We start from the raw sequence: 23244 nt of genomic DNA on the forward strand, positions 1-23244 counted from the left end.
AAGTAGACAACCGAATTCGTGTCGGCAGACCGACGAGAGGACGTCCACATGACGGTCAACCAGGTCGCTACCCCTGCCATCGAAGCTGCCAACGCCCAAGCGGCGGAGTCGCTCCCGTTTGCCGACGACACGGATATGGTCGATGCCGACCGCGGCTTCATCGCCGCGCTGAGCCCCGGCGTGGTAACTGCGGCCGATGGGGCTGTGGTGTGGGACAACGACTCCTATTCCTTCCTCAGCGAGCCCTGCCCGCCGACCGTGAACCCGAGCCTGTGGCGACAGTCGGGTCTGGTCGCCAGGCAGGGCTTGTTCAAGGTCGACGAACGGATCTACCAGGTTCGCGGCCTCGACCTGTCCAATATGACCCTGGTCGAAGGCGAGTCCGGCGTCATCGTGATCGACCCGCTGATCTCGGCTGAGACGGCCGCAGCCGGGCTCGCCCTCTATCGTGAGCATCGAGGCGAACGACCCGTCACTGCCGTGATCTACACGCATTCCCACATCGATCACTTCGGCGGCGTCAAGGGCGTCACCACCGCCGAGGACGTTGCCGCGGGGCACTGCCCGGTCATCGCCCCCGCCGGTTTCGTCGAACACGCGGTGGAGGAGAACATCTTCGCGGGCACCGCCATGGCCCGACGCGCCGCATACATGTACGGCGCCGTATTGCCACGCGGTCCGCGTGGCGCCGTGGGCGCCGGGCTGGGACAGACCACGTCGACGGGGACGCCGACACTCATCACGCCGACCGTGAACGTCTCCGAGACAGGCCAGATCGAGGTTGTCGACGGGGTCCGGATCGAGTTCCAGATGACGCCGGGCACCGAGGCTCCGGCCGAGATGAACTTCTACTTCCCCGATTTGCGGGCGCTGTGCATGGCGGAGAACGCGACACACACGCTGCACAACCTCCTGACGCTGCGTGGTGCGTTGGTCCGCGACCCGCACGTGTGGTCGAAATACCTCACCGAGTCGATCAACCGCTACGCGACGCAGTCCGATGTCCTGTTCGCATCCCACCACTGGCCCACGTGGGGCACCGAGCGGCTCACTGAGTTCCTATCGCTGCAGCGAGACCTGTACGGCTATCTCCACGACCAGACCCTGCGGCGACTCAACCAGGGGCACACCGGCATCGAGATCGCAGAGGAGTTCGAACTGCCGCCGGCACTGAAGAATGCCTGGCACACACACGGGTACTACGGCTCGGTAAGCCACAACGTCAAGGCGATCTACCAGCGCTACATGGGGTGGTTCGACGGCAACCCCGCACACCTGTGGGAATACCCGCCGGTGGAGTCCGCGAAGCGACACGTCAAGTTCATGGGCGGTTCGGAAGCGGTACTCCGGAAGGCCCGGGAGTCGTTCGCGGACGGGGACTTCCGCTGGGTCGCGCAGGTGGTGAACTACGTGATCTTCGCCGAGCCCGACAATGCGGAGGCCAAGGCGATGCAAGCCGACACCTTCGAACAACTCGCCTTCGGTGCCGAGAACGCGACCTGGCGGAACTTCTACCTCACCGGCGCGTTCGAACTGCGCAACGGTCCCGTCGGGACACCGACCGCGAGCGCATCTGCCGACATTGCGGCCGCACTGTCGGTGGAGCAGGTGTTCGACGCCATCTCGCTGCGGATAGACGGGCCCCGGTCGTGGGGAGCGCACGTCGTCATCGACTGGCACGTCACAGACGAGGACGTCGTGCACCGGACACAGCTACACAACGGCTTGCTCGTGCACTTCGTCCTCGACGCCACCGTCCGTGACGCGTCCGCTCCGGACGCGACGTTCACCCTGACGCGTCGGATGCTGCTCGGAGTGCTGCTCGGCGGGGCCGACCTGGGTAAGGAGATCGGAGACGGGCGAATCACCGTGGAGGGTGACATGGCCAAACTCGCGGAGCTCGCCGGGTACCTCGACGAGCCCGACCCGAACTTCGCGATCGTGACTCCCTGACCGGGTGATGTGATGATCCGGCGACTCGTCAGAGGGGCCGCACTGGCGGTGGCCCTCGCCGCGATCACGGCGGCAGTACCTGCACACGCCGAACCGTTCGGGCCGCCTTCCAGTCCGGGTGCCATCGTGGACGTCGGCCCGCTGCCGAAGTCCTCCTGGATTCCGGGCGCGGCAGATGGGTCAAGAGTGACCTACTGGTCCACCGGTCCGATCGGTCGTCCCGCCCTGAGCACCGGCGCACTGTTCGTTCCACCGGGCGATCCGCCCGACGGTGGATGGCCAGTGGTGTCCTGGGCCCACGGCACTGTCGGCATAGCCGACCAGTGCGCTCCGACCCGATCCGGCATGATCGGCGGCCCCTATCTCGCGAACTGGCTCTCGCAGGGGTACGCGATCGTTGCGACCGACTACGTGGGCCTGGGAACACCTGGCATCCACCCCTATCTGGACGGACCGTCGGAAGCACACAGCGTGATCGACATGGTTCGGGCCGCGCGAGCGGTGGAACCCTCACTTTCGAGTCGGTGGGTCGCACTCGGGCAGTCGCAGGGCGGGCAGGCAGCGATGGCAACCGCAGCCATCGCGACGCGTTACGCGCCGGAACTGGACTATCGCGGCGCCGTGGCAACCGGAGCTCCATCGAATCTGGAAAACCTTGCGCCACTTGTACGCCCAGGATTCCCGCAACTTCCGCTGACCGGAAGTACGGTGTTCGTCTCGTACATCCTGGCCGGGCTGCGCGCGGCACGGCCGGATCTCGACGTCGATAGCTATCTGACACCACGCGGGCACGATGCCCTGGCGCGGGCCGAAACGCAGTGCTACGGACAGATGGAGTCGGAGCTCGCCGACACCTCGATCGGCGAGTTGGTCAGCCGGCCGCTGGACGATCCGGCACTGCTCGAGGCCGCACGGCAGATGCTCGAGATTCCGACCACCGGATACGACCGGCCGGTCTTTCTCGGGCAGGGCTTGACGGACGAGATGGTGCCCGCGCCACTGGCGTTGAAACTGGCAGCCGAGCTCGCCGCCAACCGGCAACCTGTCACGTTCCGCACCTACCCCACCGGGCATCTGGAGACGATGCGGGCGGCGCTGCCCGAGAGCCAGTCCTTCGTCCGGAGCTTGTTCAGCGCTCGGTGACGGCTGTCGGGCCGCCCACCGTTGGCGCACCCGGATCGGAGTCGGTCCCGGTCAGAACCACACGCCGATCTCGGCGAGCCTGGCCCGCAGTCGCTGGAGATGTCCACCGGACCAGTACACCTGGCCACAGTCGTGACACCGACTGAACCGCCGCCGCTCCCGCAGCACTCCACCCGGCACCCGGCCCCGCGCGAGCGCCGGTGTTGCGGGCCCGATCAGACCGTTGCAGCGGGCGCACCGCGTCAGTGGCGCGATGCGACTCTGTAGTCGAAAACGGTCGAGCACCTCCCGCAGTTGCAGCCGGGAGTCAGTTTCGTGGAGGAACCCGCCATACACCACTGCCGCCCTCCGGAGCAGTCCGATATCGCGGGTGAGGAGGATTCGATTCTCGTTGCGGGACAATGCGAGTAACTCGTCGTCGTCACACTCGTTCCGGTAGCGCGTATCGAAGCCGAGTAGACGGAGGTATCGCGCGAGGTGACCGAGGTGGACATCGAGCACGAACCGGGGTTCCGGCAACGCCGGGCGCAGCGGCGCAATCCCCGCCAATTCCAGCGACTGGAAAGCGGGGTACACCGCCACCCGCTCGCCGCCGCCGAGCCGGTGGTCGAATCCGACGGGCTCCTCGTCCACCACGATCAGGTCGACCTCGGTATGCGGCACCCCGAGGGCTTCGATCCGGTCCTTCACCGAAGGAGTGCCGTCGAAGTCGTGGTAGAAGCTGTGCTGACGTTGTGCGGGCTGCAGAAACTCGTTCAGCTCCTCGTAGAAGCGGAACTCACATCGTTGTGCAGTCGACATTCCGGTCCAACTTGCGCCCGCGACACCGGTTGATCTAGCTCCCCGCCCCGAACAGTGAGGTGACGCAGTCCGTCATCGGCACGCGACGCTGTCACCTATCAAAGCACCAGCCCCGCTTGTGCCGCAACCTCATCTCGTCCCACTATCGAGATAGCGCGCAACGATGGGACCGATCTCCGCGAACGCCTCGGGAGTGGTCAGCTGGTTGTGGCGGTGCGCGACGCGATGGATGTGGACGGTGCCCGAAACGTAGCTGTCCCATGGTGTTCCGGGCGGCTGCTCGGACGTCTCGTCGAGGGCTGCGACGTAGACGAGGTCTCCGTCGAACCGCTCCGGGCGGTACGCCTGACCGAGGGTGATGGTGTGCACGTAGTCGGCGTACAGCCGCTCCAAATCGTCCGCGGTGAGTCCGGCATACGGACCGCCGCCGTCAGCGAGCAGGTCCGCAGCCCGCTGCGCAGTGAGATCGCCGTCCGAGATCGGTGCCTCGATATCGGTGAACTCGGCGAACAACATCCCCAGGGTCGGCGTCAGGCCCTCGTCGGGGACGGATTCGGCGGTCTGGGTGTCCAGCATGATCAGCGCGCCGACGTCCTCGCCCAGCGCACGCAACTGCACCGCCATCGCGTGGGCGATCGCGCCACCTACGGAATACCCGAGCAAGTGGTACGGCCCGTGCGGCTGTACCTCTCGGATCTGCTCGACGTACCGGCGGGCCAGCTCTTCCATCGAGGCCGCAACGACACAGGAATCGACCAACCCCGGCGACTGCAGGCCGAACACCGGCCGGCGGGCATCGAGGTACTGCAGCAGACCCGTGTAACACCATGCCAGCCCGATCGCCGGATGCACACAGATCAGCGGAGAGCCGCCGTCACCGGAACGCATCCGCAGCAGCGCCTGCATCGACTGATCTGCGAGGGTTCCCGTCTCGATCCGGCGGGCTATCAACGCCGGAGTGGGATCACTGAAGATCCACTGCATCGGCAACGCCCTCCCCACCCGCGACTGCACCTCCGCGACCACGCGCACCGCGCTCAGCGAATTGCCGCCGAGCTCGAAGAAGCTGTCGTCCGCGCCTACGTGTTCGGCGCCGAGAACGTCGGCAAACACCTCCGTGAGCACCCTCTCGGCGTCCGTCTCGGGCGGCCGGTACTCCCCCGTCGTGAACACCGGGTCGGGCAGAGCGGCGCGGTCGAGCTTGCCGTTGGAGTTCATCGGAACCTCGTCGAGCACAGTGACCGCGGATGGAACCATGTACGCGGGCAATGAGGTGGCAGCGAACTTCTTGATTGCGGCGGCATCGGCGACGCTGTCCGGAGCGAGGCGCACGTACGAAACCAGGGCCGTCTCCCCATTGGCCGCCGTGTGTCCGAGGGACGCAGAGAATTCGACGTCCGGGTGTGCGGCCAGCGCCGCATCGACATCCCCGATCTCGATACGCAGACCGCGAATCTTGATCTGAAAATCGGTGCGCCCCACATACTGCAGCCCTGGATCGCCGCGGCGCACCAGGTCGCCGGTCCGGTACATTCGGGATCCGGCCGGTCCGTACGGGTTGGCCACGAATCGGTCGGCCGTCAGCATCGGCTGGCCGCGGTAGCCGCGGGCGAGGCACGGACCGAACAGATACAACTCGCCCTCACTGCCGGCCGGGACAGGGCGAAGCCAGCAGTCCAGCACCACGGCACCGACTCCCGAGCGTGGGAGCGGCCCGCCCAGAGTGATCGGTGCGCCTGATGCGAGGGTGTCGCTGGTGGTCACGCACACCGTGCACTCCGTCGGCCCGTACGCGTTGAGGACTCGGCTGTGACGCGACCAGGTCTCCACCAGATCCGAGCCGAACAGCTCACCACCTACCTCGATCACCTCGATATCGGGCACGGAGCCCGGTTCGAGGGTTCCGAGGACCGCGGGAGTGACGAGCAGATGGGTGACCCGTTCAGCCTCGGCGTAAGCGGCAAGCTCGGCGCCTGCGTACACCTCGGGCGGCGCGACCACGAGCGTTGCACCCGCACCGACCGCGAGCATCAGCTCGAGGATCGAGACATCGAAACTCGGCGAACACACGTGCAGGACGCGAGATTCCGATGTCACCCGCTGGTGGTCCACCTGCGCCGCGGTCAGGTATGCCAGCCCGGTATGGGTGACCACGACGCCCTTGGGCGCACCCGTCGAACCCGACGTGTAGATCAGATAGGCCGGATCCGTCGTCCGGATCGGGTGGGTGCGCTCCTCGTCACCGATTGCCCGTCCGGACCAACGGCCGAGATCCATCCCGGAGATCGCCAGCCAATCAAGGCTGCCGGGCAGCGGGTGGTCGCGGGTTGCGGTGAGACCGACGCTGGCATCGCAATCTGCGAGCATGTACGCGATCCGCTGCGCCGGCAGCTTCGGATCGATCGGCACCGGGGCCGCACCGCTCTTGGCGACCGCCCACATCGCCACAACCGATTCGGCCGACCGTGGCACCGCGACAGGCACGAAGTCCTCCGGGCCGACCCCGCGGCCGATCAGGGCCCGCGCCAACCGGTTCGACCGCTCGTCGAGCTCACGGTAGGAAACATCTGCGCCGCGCCACCGCAGCGCAATCGCATCCGGATCGAAAGCGGCACCCTCCGTGAGCAACTGCGCCCATGTGCGCGGCTCGACCGAGGACGAGTCGGCGACCTGGACCAGCTCACGACTGCGAGCGTCACCGAGCAGGTCGATACGTCCGACGCCAGTTGCCGGCCGGTGCGCGATGTACTCGAGGACGCGCCGCAGTCGCTGGGCCACGTCGACCGCATCAGCTGGTTCGATGACTTCAGGTGAATACCGCAATCGGACGTGCAGAACACCGTCGTCGAACGCCATCAGAGACAGCGGATAATGTGTCGAATCGGTACCGCTGATGCCGGTGACCCGCAGACCCGAGCGTTCGGTGAGCCGGGCCAGCGCGCTCGCGTCCATCGGATACGACTCGACGACCATCGCGGTGTCGAACAGGACCCCGAATCCGCCGGCCCGCGCAATGTCCGTGAGACCGAGGTACTCGTGGGCCATCAGCGCGGCCCGTTCGGCCTGCAATCGTGAAAGTAGTTCCCCTACTGTCTCGTTCGGATCGAGCTGGACCCGGACCGGAATCGTGTTGATGAACAGTCCGACCATCGCCTCGACGCCGTCGATCTCGGGGGGACGCCCGGCTACGGTGGTCCCGAACACGACATCTGTACTCGCGGTCATTTCGCCGAGCAGAATTCCCCAAGCCCCCTGTAGCGCGGTGTTGACGGTGACGCCGAGCCGCTCGGCCGAGTGCGCCAACGCGTCGGCCGTCGCCTCGTCCATGGGCACGGCCACGTTCGCGCTCGCCGTTGTCTGCCGACCCGACGACTGCCCCGCCACGAGCGTCGGACCGGAGAGCCCCGACAAGGCGGACGCCCAGGCCCGCTCGGCCGCGGCGGTTTCCCTCGACGACAGCCACGTCAGATAGTCCCGGTAGTTCGGGGCCGTCCGGTCCAGCGGCTGCCCTCCGGCGGCATAGAGTTCGAACAGATCGGCCACGAGCAGCGGCATCGACCAGCCGTCGAGGACGATGTGGTGATTGGTGATCACCAGCCGGTGCCGGCCGCCGCCCACATCGAGCAACCGGAATCGGATCAGTGGGGTCGACCGCATGTCGAAGTGCGCCTGCTGTTCCCGTGCAATCAACGCGTCACAGTCCACCGATTCGATTGCTGCCCAATCGACCGGAACGTGTGCCAGCACCAATTGCACCGCCGAGCCGTCGTCCCGATTGTCGAAGACCGTGCGCAGGCTCGCGTGACGGTCCATCAGCGCCTGCGCCGCGGCGGCCATCCGCTCCTCGTCGAGATCGCCATCGAGATCGAGCACGAGTTGCACCTGATACGCATCGGTACCTTCCTGGGCGAGCAGGGCGTGGAAGAGCAGACCCTGCTGTAGCGGCGCCAGCGGCCATACCTCGACAAGTCCAGGATGTGCGCCCACCCACCGCTCGAGCTCAGCACGGCTCACTCGTGCCACATCGACGCCGGACGGGGTGAGGCGGCCGGCGTCGGGCCGAGCCAGACGCCGGCTCAACGCACCGAGTGCCTCCACCCAGAGGCCTGCGAACTCTGCGGCACCATCTGCATCGAGAATCCCGGATGCGTAACGAACGGTGCCCCGCAGCAGTGGCCCGCCGGGCGCATCGAACAGGATGACGTCCAGCGCGAGGGCGCACGGGATCGGCCCGGCGCCGAGATCGGAAGAGGCGCCGACCTCGACATCCCATCCCTGCTCTGGATCCAGGTCCGGGGACACCCGCCCGAGGTAGTTGACGGCGACCTGCGGATCGTCGTAGCCCGCGAGAATCGGGGAGGTATCGGGATTGAGATAGCGCAACATCCCGTATCCAATTCCGTGGTCGGGGGCGGCTCGCAGCTGTTCCCTGACCGTCCCGAGTGCCCGCTCGGCGGCGGGACCGGCCGCAAACGCGTCGCCGATGTCAATTCCGTCCAGATCCAGGCGAACCGGGTATGCGGTGGTGAACCAGCCGACGGTGTGAGCCAGATCTGCTCCGGGCAATACTCGGTCCTCCCGCCCGTGGCTCTCTACGGTGACGGTCGCCGAGTCGCATCCGCCACCCCAGTGGGGCCAGCGCGCCAGCGCCATCACGAGCCCACACGCGACGGCGTCAGCCACGGTGGCCCGGTATGTCTCGGGAAGCCGGTTCAGGAGCATTCGCGTGATCGAGGGCTGGACGTCCACGTCCAGCACGCCGCCGCTCGAGTCCCGGCCGGGGTCGAACCGGTGGACGCCCAGCACCGGATCCTCGTGCGCGAGGACATCGACCCACCGGCTCGTCTCCGCAACCCGGTCGGGATCGCGCGCAGCCGCGACCAGGCCGTGCGCCCACGTACGCATCGAGGTTCCCACCGGCGGCAACTGTGGCGCGCCGCCGGCACGCACCTGGTCGAGTGCGGATACCAGATCGGACAGCAGGATCCGCCAGGACACCCCGTCGACGGCGAGGTGGTGGATAGCCACCGTCATCCGACCGGGCCTCTCCGGGCCGCCCACGTCCCAGTCCACCTGCACCATCGACCCGGTCCAGGGATCGAGCCGACTGGCAGCAGCACGGACGTCCGCTTCACCGTCGCCGACGCGCCGCAGGCACTGCGCGGCCTCGACGGTGCCCGGCGCGCCTACCTCGACGACGACGTCCACGTCGGTTCCGGTGCACCGCGCCCGCAGCATGTCGTGATGGTCGAGCACGGCCTGCAACGCCCTGGTCATCTCGTCCGCCGTCACACCCGGAGGAACCGTCGCGGTCACCGACTGCGAGAAGTGCCGCCACTCGGCGCCACGCTCGAGGAGCCACCGCACGATCGGGGTCGGCTCGACTCTCCCGAGCCCGCCGCCGGGGATCTCCTCGAGGACCGGGGTGGTGCCGCCGGACCGGGTCTGTGCTGCCGCAGCGAGACCCGCCACAGTGCCCCGCTCGAACACGTCCTGCGGCGCGAAGACGATGCCTTCCTCGCGCGCCCGGGACACCAGCTGAATCGCCATGATCGAGTCGCCGCCGAGGGCGAAGAACGAATCGTCCGCGCTCACCGACGAAACACCGAGCACCCTGGTGAACAGCCGGGCCAGCACCTCCTCGACAGGACCGAACGGGGCCCTCCCTACTCCCGTGAAGGCACCGAAATCGGGTTCGGGCAGCGCTTTCCGATCCACCTTGCCGTTCACCGTCAGCGGAAGGTCGTCCAGCACGACAACTGCTGCAGGAACCATGTACGGCGCCAGGCGGCCGGACACGTCGTCACGGACCTCGACGGGGTCGAGCTCGAACCCGGTCGCCGGTACGACGTACCCGATCAGGCGGTCACCGCTCCCCGAATCGCCGCGCTGCGCGACGACAACGGCCCGGGCGACGCCAACGGTCTGCAGCAGTCCCGATTCGATCTCACCGAGCTCAACCCGGAACCCGCGTACCTGTACTTGGAAGTCACTGCGCCCCAGGAACTCCAGGCGACCACCACTCGTCCAGCGTGCAAGGTCGCCGGTGCGGTACATGCGCCGACCGTCGGTCGCCAGCGGATGGGCCACGAACCGCGCCGCAGTGGGCCCGGGTCGACCGGAGTATCCCCGCGCAATCTGATCGCCCGAGATGTACAGATCGCCGACAACGCCCCGCGGCACGGGGTGCAGCCGGCGGTCCAGCACATAGACGCCGACGCCCGGGGCACCGCGGCCGATGACACCGGGGGGAACGTCAGCGAGATCGCCTCGAACGAGAGGCGCGGTGGTGTCGACCACCGTGGCCTCGGTGACGCCGTACATCTCCACCACCGTGTCCGCGCCGGGAGGACGGCGGTCGTACCAGCGGGCAACCTGCTCGAGCGCGAGTTCTTCGCCACCGACGAACACGTACCGCAACGGCAGGTCCGCGACCGCGCCGCACTCGATCACCTGATAGAACGCACCCGGTGTCTGGTTGAGAACCGTGACCCGTTCTCGCCGGAGCAGATCGACGAAGTCCGCCGGCGAACGCGCGATCGACGGATCCACCAGCACCAGCGTCGCCCCGGACGCGAGCGCACCCCACATCTCCCACACCGACACGTCGAAGGCGTACGAGTGGAACATCGTCCACACATCTTCGAGGTCGAACTCGAACAGTGTCCGCACGTTCGTCAGCAGTGCCACCGCGCTGCGGTGACACACCTGCACGCCCTTCGGTCGTCCTGTGGATCCCGACGTGTAGATCACATACGCGGCGTTATCCGGACGCAGTGGACCCGTCCTCTCGGCGTCCGGCACCGGTTCGGGCCGCAACTCGGCGAGCCGGCATCGGGTCGTGGCCGCGTCGAGCTCGACAATCGGCGCACTGACCGGCCCCAGCACCCCCGACACGGCCTCGACAGACAACACACACGTCGGTGCGGCGTCCTCCAGGACGAGGGCGATCCGGTCGGACGGCGACCCTGGATCGATCGGGAGGTATGCAGCCCCAGCGGTCAGGACCGCGAGCGTCGCGACGATCGTATCGACGGAGAGCGGCAGGACCAGTGCCACCACCGATTCTGGCCCCACACCGTGTGCAATCAGCAAGCGTGCGAGCCGATTCGACGAGGCTGCCAGTTCGGCGTACGTCATCCGGTGACCGCCGGAGACCAGTGCCGAGGAGCCGGGATGCGCGGCAGCCGTCCAGTCGAACACCTCCGCGAGAGTCAGGTCGGGAACCGGCGTGCCGTCGGCGTTCCAGGACGCGAGCACCCGCCGTTCATCCGCACCGAGGAGCTCGATGTCACCGACCGCCCCGGCCGGATCGGCGACCGCAGCGGCGAGGATCCGGTGCAGCCTGTCCGCGAACGACTGCACCGTCGCACCGTCCCACAGGTCCGTCGCATACGTGAACTCGAGCCGCATCCCAGTGGGCGCCGCGCCGTCGCGTGTCTCCGAGATGCTCAGTTGCAGATCGAATTTCGAAACACCGAGATCGTGTTCGACGGGTTCGACCGCGAGTCCCGGCAGGTGGAGGTAGGCCGACATATCGGTGCGGTACTCGACGAGCACCTGGAACAGCGGCGCATACGATGTGGACCGCTCCGGCGCCAGCTCGTCGACGAGTCGTTCGAACGGCAGATCCGTATGTCCGAAGGCTCCGAGGTCAACCTCTCGAACATGGTCGAGGATGTCGTCGAAACCGATGTCGGAACCGATTCGGGTGCGCAGCACGAGGGTTCCGACGAACATGCCGACGACCTCGTCGAGACCCGCCTCGCCGCGGCCGGCGATCGGAGTGCCGACCACGATGTCGTCCGTACCGGACAGCCGTGCGAGCAGCACCGCCAGCGCGGCGTGAACCAGCATGAACATCGTAGAGTTGTGTCGGCGTGCCAATTCTGTGAGGGCGAGGTGCAACTCGGCGTCGAGGTCGACGCCCACGCGCCCACCACGCAACGACTGGTGTCCTGGGCGCGGGCGGTCGGTCGGCAGCGTCAGCAGTTCCGGCGCCCCCGCGAGCGCATTCTTCCAGTAGCCGAGCTGACTGCTGTACAGCGAGGTCGGGTCGTCCGGTGACCCCAGCAGATCCCGCTGCCACAGCGCAAAATCCGCATACTGCACCGGCAGCTCCGCCCACTCCGGGGCGCGGCCACGGACGCGGGACGCGTAGGCCGCCATCACGTCCCGGCTCAGCGGGGTCATCGAGAACCCATCGGCACAGATGTGGTGGGCCACCACCACCAGAACATGGTCGAGGTCCGAGACCTTCAGCAGTTCCGCCCGAAGCGGCACCTCCCGGGTGACGTCGAACCCGTCCGACGCGAACCCGACGACGTGCTGCTCGAGGTCCTCGTCGCCGAGGTTGCGGGCCGTCGGCCCCGGGATAGCTTCCATATCGACGACCCGCTGCACCGGCTCGCCGTCCAGGACCGGATACATCGTGCGCAGACTGTGGTGGCGTTCGGTGACATCGCGGACCGCCGCACACAGCGCGTTCGCGTCGAGGCGGCCGCGCAGTCGCACGACCATCGAGATGTTGTATGCGGGCGAGGCGGTGTCGAGCTGGTTGATCGACCACATCCGCAGCTGCGCCGACGACAGCGGGACCGCGCCGGGGTGCGGATACGGGCGCAGCCGCGGGCGGTGCTCGACGTCTGCGCGCGCGACCCGTCTGGCCAGTCCGCGAACGGTGGGCGCCTCGAAGATGGCCCGGACGTCGAGCTCGGCGTCGAGCGCCGCACCCAGTCGCCGGACCACCCGGGTCGCCATCAGCGAGTTGCCGCCGAGATCGAAGAAACTGTCGTCGGGCCCGATCTGTTCCAGACCGAGGACCGCGCGCAGGTGTTCCGCGACGATCGACTCGACCGGAGTGAGCGTGGCCGTCGCGGTCGAGTCCACGAGCCGCGGGAAGTCCGGAGCGGGCAGCGCTTTCTGGTCGAGTTTTCCGGCCGGAGTCAGCGGTACTTCCCCGATCGGCACGATCAGCGCCGGGACCATGTGCGCGGGCAGCCGGGCGGCTACATGGCGCATCAGTTCACCGGGGTCCACTGCGGGCACGTCGCCGGACCGGACATACGAGACGAGGACGGTGTCCCCGGACGGTGCGGTCCGGCCCAGTGTCGCCGCGAACTGCACTCCGGGGTGGTCGGTCAGCGCCGCATCGACCTCACCGAGCTCGATGCGGAAGCCGCGAACCTTGACCTGCTGGTCGCTGCGTCCGAGGTATTCGAGCGTCAGATCCTCGAGCCAGCGAACGATGTCGCCGGTGCGGTAGAGCCGATCGCCGGGCAGGGTGCCCTCGTCCTCAAGGGTGGGATCGTCCGTGGCAATCACGAACGGACTGGCGACGAATCTCTCGGCGGTCAGCCCCGGACGGCGATGGTAGCCACGGGCGATCGCGGGTCCACCGAGATACAACTCGCCCGGCACACCCACCGGAACTGGCTGCAGGCGGGCGTCGAGCACGAGCTCGACGAAGCCGAGTGTGGGCCCACCGATGGTCACCGGGTCGTCGGGGCCGAGCGGGCCGGCGATGTTGGACATGATCGTGACCTCGGTGGGGCCGTAGGCGTTGAACATGTTGCGATCGGGGGCCCAGCGTCCGACCAGTTCAGGCGGGCACGGCTCGCCCGCCACCGCGAGCGAGCGCAACGCGTCCAGACCATCCGGGTCGATCGAGCCGAGGACACTCGGGGTGAAGAAGGCGTGCGTCTCACCCTCCTGGGCGAGCTGGCGGGAAAGTGCCTGCCCGCCATAGACCTCCGGCGGTGCGATCACCAGGTGCGCGCCGGATCCGAAAGCCATCAGCAGCTCGAAGACCGACGCATCGAAACTCGGCGAGGTGAACTGAGAAACCCGCGAGGCGGCCGTGACGGTGAGACTCTCCCGTTCCTGTATCACGAGGTTGGCAAGGCCTCGGTGGGTCAGAACAACCCCCTTCGGCACACCCGTCGATCCGGATGTGTAGATCAGATACGCCGGGTTGTCGATCCGCAGGGGCGCCGTCCGCTCGATGTCCGCAACGGGATACGCCGGATATTCCGCGACACTGTCGAGGTAGCCGTCGGTGTCGAGGACATGCCATGTGACCGAGTCCGACAGACTGCCGCGGCGCCCGCGGACCGTCAGTCCGACGCTCGCGCCCGAGTCGGACAACATGTGTTCGATCCGCTCGGCGGGGTAAGTCGGATCGACCGGCACGAACGCGGCGCCGGACTTCGCCACTGCCCACACCGCCTCGACGAACTCGATGGACCGGGTCAGTCCGAGTGCGACGATGCCCTCCGGCCCGGCGCCGTGGGCGATGAGGTGCCGGGCCATCTGATTCGAGCGTTCGTCGAGCTCGCGGTAGGTGATGGTGCGGGGCCCGCACGAAAGCGCGGGCGCGTCCGGATCGAGCCTGGCGGCCTCCGAGAGAATGTGGGCGAGGGTGCTCCGGGCACTACCGTACTGCCCGTGAACCGGTGCCAGCCGGTCGAATTCGTCGTCGGAGAGCAGCTGCACGTGCGCAAGAGTCTGGTCGACGTCGGTGGTGACGGCGAACAGCACCCGCCGGATCCGATCCGCGATCGCGTCGATCGCTTCGGAGGAGAACAATGCCGGCGCGTAGTCGAACCGCAGCTCCAGTCGGGCGTCGTTCAGCGTGGCGGCGAGCGCGAACGGATAGTGGGTTGCATCGCGCACCGCGACATCGATGACGTGCATTCCGCCGAAATCGGTTTCTTCGGTGAGACCGTCGCGATCGACCGGGTAGGACTCGAACACGGTGATGGTGTCGAACAAAGACGCCGAGCCTGTCGCCCGTTCGAGTTCGGCGAGTCCGACGTACTGGTGATCGACCAATTCCGCAGCTCGCCGCTGGCAGCGGGCGAGTAGCTCGCTCAATGTCTCCCCCGGGCGAAGCGTCACCCGGACTGGGATCGTATTGATGAACAGTCCGATCATCGACTCGATGCCGCGCACTGCGGGCGGGCGACCGGACACGATTGCGCCGAAGACCACATCGTCGCGCCGGATCAGCGAGCCGAGCACAATGCCCCACACCACCTGGACGACCGTGTTGAGGGTGAAGCCGCGGTCGCGCGCAACCGCCGCGAGCGCCGACGTCTGCTCCTGTGTGAGCGTGAGCCGCTCCGGCCTCGGGACCGTCGGCAGCTGACGGCCGCGGTCGAGCGGCGCCAGCAGTGTCGGATCGTCGAGCCCGGCAAGGGCATCGACCCACCGTGCGGTCGACGCCGCAAGATCCGTTTCGCCGAGCCAGGCGAGATAGTCCCGGAATGATGGCGCAACCGCGATGTCGGCGGCGCCGTCCCCGACATAGAGCCCGAGTAGCTCACGGACCAGCAACGGCACCGACCAGCCGTCGAGCAGGATGTGGTGATAGGTCAGGACCAGGCGGTGGCTGTCGCTACCGGTGCGGATCAACCGTGCGCGCCACAGCGGCGCCCTGCCCATGTCGAAACGTCGGACAGCGTCCGCGGCGAACACAGCGTCCGCGCCTTCCGGGCCTTCCGGGCCTTCCGGGTCGTCGATGCTGCTCGCCCAAGGCAATTCGACGTGAGCGGGCACCAATTGCAGCGGGTCGCCGTCGGGTCCGGTGACGAAGCACGCCCGCAGGATCGCGTGCCTGTCGAGCAGCGCCTGCACCGCCCTCCGCATCCGGTCCGCATCCACTGCGCCCGACAGTACGAGTTCGAGCTGCACCATGTAGGGATCGGCGGTGTCACCGGCCATCTCCGTCTGGAAAAGCAGGCCGGCCTGCAACGGTGAGAGCGGCCACACGTCGTCGAGATCTGGCAGCGTCGCCTCGAGCCGATCGACGGTGTCCTGATCGAGCTCGACCAGCGGCAGATCCGACGGCGTCAGCCCGCCGGCCCCAGGCTGCCCGGTGGCGGTCACCAAGGCGGCGCACGCAGCCGACCAGAGTTGCGCGAGATCCTCCACCGCGGAGGCGTCGATAATCCCGGTCGGGAACGCAAAACTCGCCCGCAACCGGGGACCGTCCCCGGTGTCGAGGGTGATGAGGTTGATGTCCAGCGCCGCGGTCAGCGGCAGCTGTGGGTCAACGGTGCCGCCGAGGTCACCGAGGTCATCGAGCGGCATCCAGTCTCCGCCGGTTCCGTGCGGTGCGACGGCAATGCGCCCCAGGTAATTGACGCTGATCTGCGGGTCGGACAGTCCCCGGAGCGCGTCCGCGGACTCGTCGGACAGGTAGCGCAGCATCCCATAGCCGATGCCGTGATCGGGCGCCTCCCGTAGCTGCTCCTTGACCGCCTTGAGCGCGTCCACCGCTTGTGGGCCGGAAGCGAAGGCCGCCTCGATATCGATGCGCGCCAGGTCGATTCGCACCGGATGAGTCGTGGTGAACCAGCCGACGGTCCGGCTCAGGTCCGCGCCCGCGATCACCTGATCCTCTCGCCCGTGGGCTTCGAGGGAGAACAGTATGATCGGGGCTGCTGTGCCACGCCGCCACCGAGCAACCGCCAGCGCCAGACCCGTCATCACCGCGTCGTTCACGTTGCCGTGTACCGATTCCGGCACCACCGTCGAAATCGCCTCGCTGATATCGGCAGGCAGGTCGACGAACACCTCCTCCGCCGTCGCCGCAACGTCGACTGCGGGGTCCAGAGGACGCCGTCCCAGGATCGGCTCCGCCTCGGCGAGAAGACCACGCCAGTAGTCGACCTCGCTCTCGCGGGCGCGGGCCAGATCGGTCAGTGCGTGCGCCCACGTGCGCATCGAGGTGGCTACCTCAGGCAGCCTTGGTACGGCACCGGCCCGCAGCTGCTGCCACGCCGACGCCAGATCTGGCAGCAGTATCCGCCACGACACCCCGTCTACCACGAGGTGGTGGATCGAGACGACGAGCCGCCCGGCCCGCTCCGGACCGGCATCACACCACACCAGCTGCACCATGACGCCCGCCGCAGGGTCGAGCCGACCGACCGCCGCATTCCGTTCCGCGGCCACGCCCGTGCGAAACTCCGAGCTTCCCGGATCATCGTCGATCTCGCTACGGCGCAGCACTTCCGATGCCCGAACGGCACCAGAAGGCGGCACGTCGAACCACACGCCGGCATCGTCGGCGACGATCCGTGCACGGAGCATGTCGTGGTGATCGAGGACGGCCTGCGCTGCGCCCTCGAGATCTTCCGACCGGATCCCCACCGGAAGCTGTACACACACCGACTGAGCCAGACGCGACCACGAACCACCGCGGGCGACGAGCCATCGCACGATCGGCGTCGCCGTGACCAGGCCGACGCCGGCGCCGGGCAACTCCTCGAGCGGGGCCGCGCCGTCCGACGGCGCGGCCGCCACCGAAGCCAGTCCGGCCACCGAAACTCGCTCGAAAACGTCGTGCGGGGTCAGCACCAACCCCGCCTCCCGGGCCCGCGACACCAATTGGATCGCCATGATCGAGTCGCCGCCCAGTCCGAAGAAGGAATCGTCGGCACTCACCGAGTCCACGCCGAGCACCTGGGCGAACAGCCCGGCGAGCGCCTCCTCCACAGCACCTGCCGGGGCACGCCCTCCACCGGCGAGAGCGCCGAAATCCGGCTCCGGCAAAGCTTTCCGATCCAGTTTGCCGTTCACCGTCAACGGCAGGGTGTCCACCACCATCACCGCCGCCGGCACCATGTACGGCGCCAGGAGCGCCCGGGCGGCTTCCCGCACTACGGCCGGGTCGAGCTTCGCGCCGGGTTCGGCCACCACGTACGCGATCAGCCGGACGGGGTCGCCATCCGCGCCCCGATGCGGCACCACGGCCGCCTGTGCGACACCCGGGCACTCGACAAGGGCCACCTCGATCTCGCCGGGTTCCACCCGAAAGCCGCGGACCTGGACTTGAAAGTCACTGCGGCCCAAGAATTCCAGCTGTCCATCTGTGTTCCATCGAGCCAGATCGCCCGAACGGTACATGCGGGAGCCGTCGTCGCCGAATGGATCCGCGATGAACCGCTCCGACGTCAGACCGGGCCGTCCGCCGTATCCGCGCGCCACCTGCGGACCGCCCGCGTAGATTTCGCCTACCACCCCGACCGGGACCCGTGCGAGCCGCCGATCCAACAGGTAGAGCCGTACACCCGGTAGCCCGCGGCCGACGAGATTGCCTGCACCCGACGATGCGAGCTCCGGCGTCATCGTCATGTGCGTGAGGAACACTGTCGTCTCGGTGATTCCGTAGACACTGGACAGCCGGGTGCCGTCGGCCTGGTGCCGGTCGAACCACGACAGCAGACGGCGCTGATCGAATTCGTCACCGCCGACGAAAACACGACGCAGGTTCACTGGCGGTAGCGCGACGGCGCGCTCGGAATCGAAGGTCTGGACAAATGCGGCCGGTGTCTGGTTGAGCACACTCACCTGCTCGCGGCGCAACAGCTCGACGAACGCCTCTGGCGCGCGGACGGTGTCCTGGTCGACCACCACCACCGTCCCGCCCGATGTCAGCGGCCCCCAGATCTCCCACACCGAGAAGTCGAATGCAAAGGAATGGAACATCGTCCACACATCGGTGTCCGTGATTCCGAATGCAGTTCCCGCATTGGTGAGCAGTGCGACAGCGGCGCGGTGGCTTACTTGCACGCCCTTGGGTCGGCCCGTCGAACCAGACGTGTAGATCGTGTACGCAAGGCAGTCCGGATGCAGCGGCTGTGCGCGTTCGGTGTCCGACACCGGGACAGTGGCAAGGTCGTCCCCGGTGTCGGCTTCGAGCACGACGAGCGGGGCATCCACGTTTGTGGCGTCATCACGGATCTCGGCGGCAACCGAGGCGGTAGTCAGCACGCACGCCGCCCGTGCGTCGGCAAGTACATAGGCCCGGCGCACCTGCGGTGTGCTCGTATCGATCGGGACGTACGCACCACCGGCGTTGACGACCGCGAGCAGCGCGACTATCAGTTCGGCCGATCGGTCCATCAAGACTGCGACCGGCCGTTCGGGACCTGCCCCCAACGCGATCAGCCGCCGTGCCAGCCGGTTCGCGCGTTCCGCCAGCTCCCCGTAGGTGAGCATGCGATCGCGAAACACCACTGCGGGTTTGCCGGGATTCGACATTGCCTGCCGCACAACCAGATCAGGAAGCGTCGCATCCGTCGCGGCAGATCCCGGCGTGGACCATCCGTCGAGCTGCGCGTGCAACGCGGCCGCGTCGACCGTCGGGAGGTCGCCGACCGGAGTGCCGGGGGCGGCAACCAGGAGTCCGCCGAACAACCGGATGAATCGATCGTGGTGCATCCGGAGGGTCACCGCGTCGTACAACTGTGGATTGGCCTTGACGTCCAACCGGATCGGTCCGGAACCGCCGTATTGGTAGACGTTGAAGAGGACGTCCTCGATCGGACCCGACGAGAGCACCTCGAGGGACGTCTGCGTGTCACCCAGACGCAGCTCGGCGGGAAAGAGCATGAGGTTGAGCAGCGGACCGGAGAATCCTCGGCCGTACCCCTGCTGTCGGCGCTCGCGGCGCAGGTCCTCGTGCCGGTAACGCTGGTGTCGCAACGCGCCGGACAGTGCGCGGGCGACATCCGCCACCAGTTCGGCAACCGTGGTTCGGGTACCGACATCGACTCGGATGGGAACCACGTTGGCAAGCGTTCCGCCGGATCGGCGCAGCACCGCAGTGGTCCGCGAGGACACCGGCAGGCTGAGAACGATGTCCTCGGCACCCGTGTGTCGCGCAGTATAGGCGACGATCGCCGCCGCGACCAGGGCCGCGACGCTGACACCGTAGCGGTCCTGGGCCGCGGCCAGCGCGGCTGTCGTTTCCGAATCGAGTTCGCCGCCGACGTCGCGGCTGTGCACGCACGCCGGGGCCGAACGCTCTGCCAGACTGCTGCGTTCGGGCATACCAACCGTTCGTTCGATCCAGTACTCCCGATCGGACCGCCATCGAGTCGAACCGACGTAGTCCGCCTCTACACCGTGGACGACCGCCAGGTCGCTCGCGATACTCGGCGGCGGCTGCCTGCCCTCGACGGCAGCGTTGTAGAGATCGGCCACCCGGTACAGCATGCTTGCGGCGCCGACACCGTCGAGCACGATGTGGTGGGTGCGGGTGTACCAGAAGTGCCGATCATCGGCGATCCGAATCAGCGCGGACACCGCCAGCCGGTCCTGCAGTAGGTCGATCGGCGCGCCGACATCGCGGCGCATCCATTCCCGCGCCGCCGCCTCGGGATCGGCCGCACCGCGGAAGTCGAGCATTTGCGTGCTGATGTCGACATCTGGATCGACAACCTGATACGGCTGCGAATCGATCAGAACCAGACGAACAAGACCCGAACCGAATTCCCGGGCAGCGTCGGCAATTACCCGGGAGAGAAGTGCGGCGTCAAGGCGCTTTCGGCCCTGCGAATCCCGGATGTCGATGTACTGCGCCACCGACAGCGGCACATCGGGGTCGAGATGCTGCGCGAGCCACTGGCCGGTTTGCGCCGGCGTGAGCGGCATCGGCTGCAGGGCCTGCCCGGTAGCGGACCAGAGAGGAACTGCGTCCGTGGAACCGGACGCTGCATCGGCTCGGTAAGGGAGCTCCATGAGAATGGTCGCGGCGTACGGACCCGAGAGTCCGACACACGGGCTGAGTGCCCGCCGATGCCGTGCGCCTCAGCCGGGGCCTCGAGAGCCGATCCTCCGCGCACGAACGCCGATAGCGTTCGCCGACGCGGGATCTGCGTCGATGATAGTCATTGCACCACCCACGATACTGCGGACCGCAGGGTCCGGGCGAGTGACGATTTCGCCTCGGTCGGCACAGCTCGGTCACGGTGCGCAGTCACAATGCGCAGATGACGGCTTCCAGCTCGCTACCGTCCCGGGCCGGCGATCAGAAGAAACACCGCTCCCGCAGCGATACCCAGAACACCCGAGAGAATTCCGAAAAGCGCCTCGAGTGAACGGGATTCGTCATACTCGACGTCGCCGCGGGTGGCAAACACGCCGGTCGCCACCGCACCCAGCCCGAGCAGTATCCCCAGGCCGAATGTCCAGAAAGTGATGACCGACAGGGCTCCGAGGGCCAACGCGGTATCACTTCCGGCGCGACGCAGGAATCCGGCGACCGCGGTAATCGGCCACGCCATTCGCAGGGACGGCGGGGATTCGGGTTCAGGGTCAGGGGTTGCGGCGGGGCGGTCAGCAACGACGGACATGGCGGAGTGGAACTTCCTTGCGCGAAGAACGGGTGCGACAGAAACAAAGTTAGCACTCCCCCCATGAGAGTGCCAACCGATTGGCGGCCAGCTCCAGCGCGCGAGACCCCGAGGACATGCCGTCCCCATCCGTCGGATATCGGGGTATTGTTCGGCGCAAGGTAGCCCCGCGTCCGATGGCGTCGCCCATCGGTTCGTCGAGTGCGTGGGGTTCGACGATGATCGCCGAAACGGCTAGTCGCACGCTTGTTGTGTTCGTCCCGGGGTCGATCCTCGATGACTGTTCCCTTGCGCCACCGGCGCCGGGCGACGTTGTCGAAGCCGTGCTGAAGTTTGTTCCCACCGGCACCATGCCGTCTCCGTGCGCGCAATCCGTCCGGGCAACGGCGCGGCCCGCCTACGGGCGAATGCCCGCCGAACATTCGGACCGTGGTTTGCATTGGCTACTGGAGGTGACCGGTGACGGCTGGTCTGCCGCGTGGTGGTCCGACCGCCCGGTGACGGGACCTGTGGAGCTCCGCGGACGGTTCTTCGTCGACCACGGCTCGGGGGCGTCCGACGATCCCGCTCCCGCCCGCGGACGGGTTCGTCGCGTGCGCCTGGTCGAGCAGCAACGCGTACGCACGGCCACCGGTGAGCATCTCGTCGAGGGCAGCGAACGCCTGACCGATATCGAGGCAACACCGCACCGTTTCTGGTCGAACTGGGACGATCGGACGGAAGGCGAGGATTTCGTCCGGACGGGAGTGCTGATCGACCTCGACCTCGACGATGTCCCAGCGCCCCGATCCGGATTCGTGGCCGGAGCGGTGTCCGTCCACGGAGCCGACGTGTGGGTGATTGATCGGTCCAACCCTGTCCTGCTGCATCTTGATACGGAGTCCAACCCACATCGGGTCGTCGAGTATCTGCTGCCGCTGACGATCGAGCCCCCGACAGGCGAGTGGACTCGCGCGGTCCACGCCGACGGGGGCGGATGCTGGATCACGTCCCGCCACGACGTGTTCCGCTGTGACCGATCCGGCTCCGGGACGCTGACCGTCCAACGGATGTGCACCGACGGTGGCCGGGGCGTCGTCGCCGAGGGCCGGCTCTACCTTCTCGGTTCAACCCGTCCGATGTTGTGCACCGATCGCCGACACGGGATGGTGCGCGTCGATCCCGATCCCCATCCAGTGCGGATGCTCGAGCATGACGGCCGGCTCACCCCGGTCAAGGATCGGCTCACCCTCGCCCGGGTCACCGCGTGGGCCTGCCTGGCCGACCGTGCCCGCGGCGGCGACGGGACCGAGTGGGCTGCCGCCGGCAGCCTCGCTGCACAGTCACCGGACGGCACCGTCCGCTCGATCGACCTCGACACTCGCACCCGCGGAGATGTCTACTGGGTTCATTCCGATCCACTCGCCGATCCGGCGAACGCAGGCTTGGTGCCGGTGCTTTCGCTGCCTACCGCCCCCGTCGAAACAGCTTGTTGCCCAACCAGACCACTGGGTCGTATTGCCTGTCTGCGACCCGTTCCTTCATCGGAATGAGTGCGTTGTCGGTGATGTGAATGTTCTCGGGGCACACATCGGTGCAGCATTTGGTGATGTTGCACAGGCCGAGCCCGTGCTCGGCCTGCGCGGCGTCCCGGCGGTCGGCGGTGTCGAGCGGGTGCATCTCCAACTCGGCAATCCGCATCAGGTAACGCGGCCCGGCGAACGCATCCTTGTTCTCCTCGTGATCGCGCACCACATGGCAGGTGTTCTGGCACAGAAAGCACTCGATGCACTTGCGGAACTCCTGCGACCGCTCGACGTCCACCTGCTTCATCCGATACTCGCCCGGCGCCAGTCCGGGTGGCGGCGTGAACGACGGAATCTCGCGGGCCTTGGTGTAGTTGAAGGACACATCGGTGACCAGGTCACGAATCACCGGGAACGTCCGCATCGGCGTGACCGTGACGGTCTCGTCCTCGGCGAACGTCGACATCCGCGTCATGCACATCAGCCGCGGCTTACCGTTGATCTCCGCCGAACACGATCCGCACTTGCCCGCCTTGCAGTTCCACCGCACCGCCAGATCGGCCGACTGGGTCGCCTGGAGTCGGTGGATGATGTCGAGCACCACCTCACCCTCATGGACTTCGACGTTGTAGTCACGCAGATCGCCGCCCGACGCGTCGCCGCGCCACACCCGAAACTTCGCGTCGTAGCCCATG

Annotated in this window: 7 protein-coding genes; 3 read left to right on the forward strand and 4 right to left on the reverse strand. The window is 67.4% G+C overall.

Going from position 1 to position 23244, the window contains the following annotated elements; translation table 11 throughout:
• Window positions 1–48 precede the first annotated feature (48 nt).
• Window positions 49–1953 carry an alkyl sulfatase dimerization domain-containing protein gene (locus ERC79_RS01560; RefSeq protein WP_131575132.1) on the forward strand — a complete coding sequence of 635 codons (1905 nt, stop codon included), beginning with the start codon at window positions 49–51 and terminating at the stop codon, window positions 1951–1953.
• Between the two features lie 12 nt (window positions 1954–1965).
• The gene (locus ERC79_RS01565; RefSeq protein ID WP_131575134.1) at window positions 1966–3096 is read left to right on the forward strand and encodes a lipase family protein; all 1131 of its coding nucleotides are present in this window, start codon (window positions 1966–1968) and stop codon (window positions 3094–3096) included.
• Window positions 3097–3147: 51 nt separating this feature from the next.
• On the opposite strand, the gene ERC79_RS01570 is transcribed toward ERC79_RS01565, so the two are convergent.
• From ERC79_RS01570 to ERC79_RS01580, 3 genes are all read right to left on the reverse strand, one after another.
• Complete coding sequence (locus ERC79_RS01570) at window positions 3148–3897, reverse strand: Mut7-C RNAse domain-containing protein (RefSeq protein WP_131575135.1); 750 nt, start codon at window positions 3895–3897, stop codon at window positions 3148–3150.
• A 129-nt stretch (window positions 3898–4026) separates the two neighbouring features.
• On the reverse strand, window positions 4027–20430 hold the full coding sequence (locus ERC79_RS01575) for a non-ribosomal peptide synthetase (RefSeq protein ID WP_131575137.1): 16404 nt from the start codon (window positions 20428–20430) through the stop codon (window positions 4027–4029).
• A 269-nt stretch (window positions 20431–20699) separates the two neighbouring features.
• Complete coding sequence (locus ERC79_RS01580; protein WP_131575139.1) at window positions 20700–21044, reverse strand: hypothetical protein; 345 nt, start codon at window positions 21042–21044, stop codon at window positions 20700–20702.
• Between the two features lie 407 nt (window positions 21045–21451).
• Here ERC79_RS01580 and ERC79_RS01585 point away from each other — a divergent pair, with 407 nt between their 5' ends.
• A complete protein-coding gene (locus tag ERC79_RS01585; protein ID WP_131575141.1) occupies window positions 21452–22576 on the forward strand; it encodes a hypothetical protein in 1125 nt (374 codons plus the stop codon).
• Here the strand turns inward: ERC79_RS01585 and ERC79_RS01590 are convergent.
• Window positions 22491–23243, reverse strand: a complete 753-nt coding sequence (locus ERC79_RS01590) for a succinate dehydrogenase/fumarate reductase iron-sulfur subunit (protein WP_131575143.1) — start codon at window positions 23241–23243, stop codon at window positions 22491–22493. The genes ERC79_RS01585 and ERC79_RS01590 overlap by 86 nt on opposite strands.
• Between the last annotated feature and the right edge of the window lies 1 nt (window position 23244).

This window comes from Rhodococcus sp. ABRD24, from assembly GCF_004328705.1.
GTDB lineage: Bacteria > Actinomycetota > Actinomycetes > Mycobacteriales > Mycobacteriaceae > Prescottella.

Bases quoted from the DNA above. Each gene is read 5' to 3' on its own strand.
- ERC79_RS01560 (WP_131575132.1), top strand. From the start codon at position 49: ATGACGGTCAACCAGGTCGCTACCCCTGCCATCGAAGCTGCCAACGCC.
- ERC79_RS01565 (WP_131575134.1), top strand. From the start codon at position 1,966: ATGATCCGGCGACTCGTCAGAGGGGCCGCACTGGCGGTGGCCCTCGCC.
- ERC79_RS01570 (WP_131575135.1), bottom strand. From the start codon at position 3,897: ATGTCGACTGCACAACGATGTGAGTTCCGCTTCTACGAGGAGCTGAAC.
- ERC79_RS01575 (WP_131575137.1), bottom strand. From the start codon at position 20,430: ATGGAGCTCCCTTACCGAGCCGATGCAGCGTCCGGTTCCACGGACGCA.
- ERC79_RS01580 (WP_131575139.1), bottom strand. From the start codon at position 21,044: ATGTCCGTCGTTGCTGACCGCCCCGCCGCAACCCCTGACCCTGAACCC.
- ERC79_RS01585 (WP_131575141.1), top strand. From the start codon at position 21,452: ATGCCCGCCGAACATTCGGACCGTGGTTTGCATTGGCTACTGGAGGTG.
- ERC79_RS01590 (WP_131575143.1), bottom strand. From the start codon at position 23,243: ATGGGCTACGACGCGAAGTTTCGGGTGTGGCGCGGCGACGCGTCGGGC.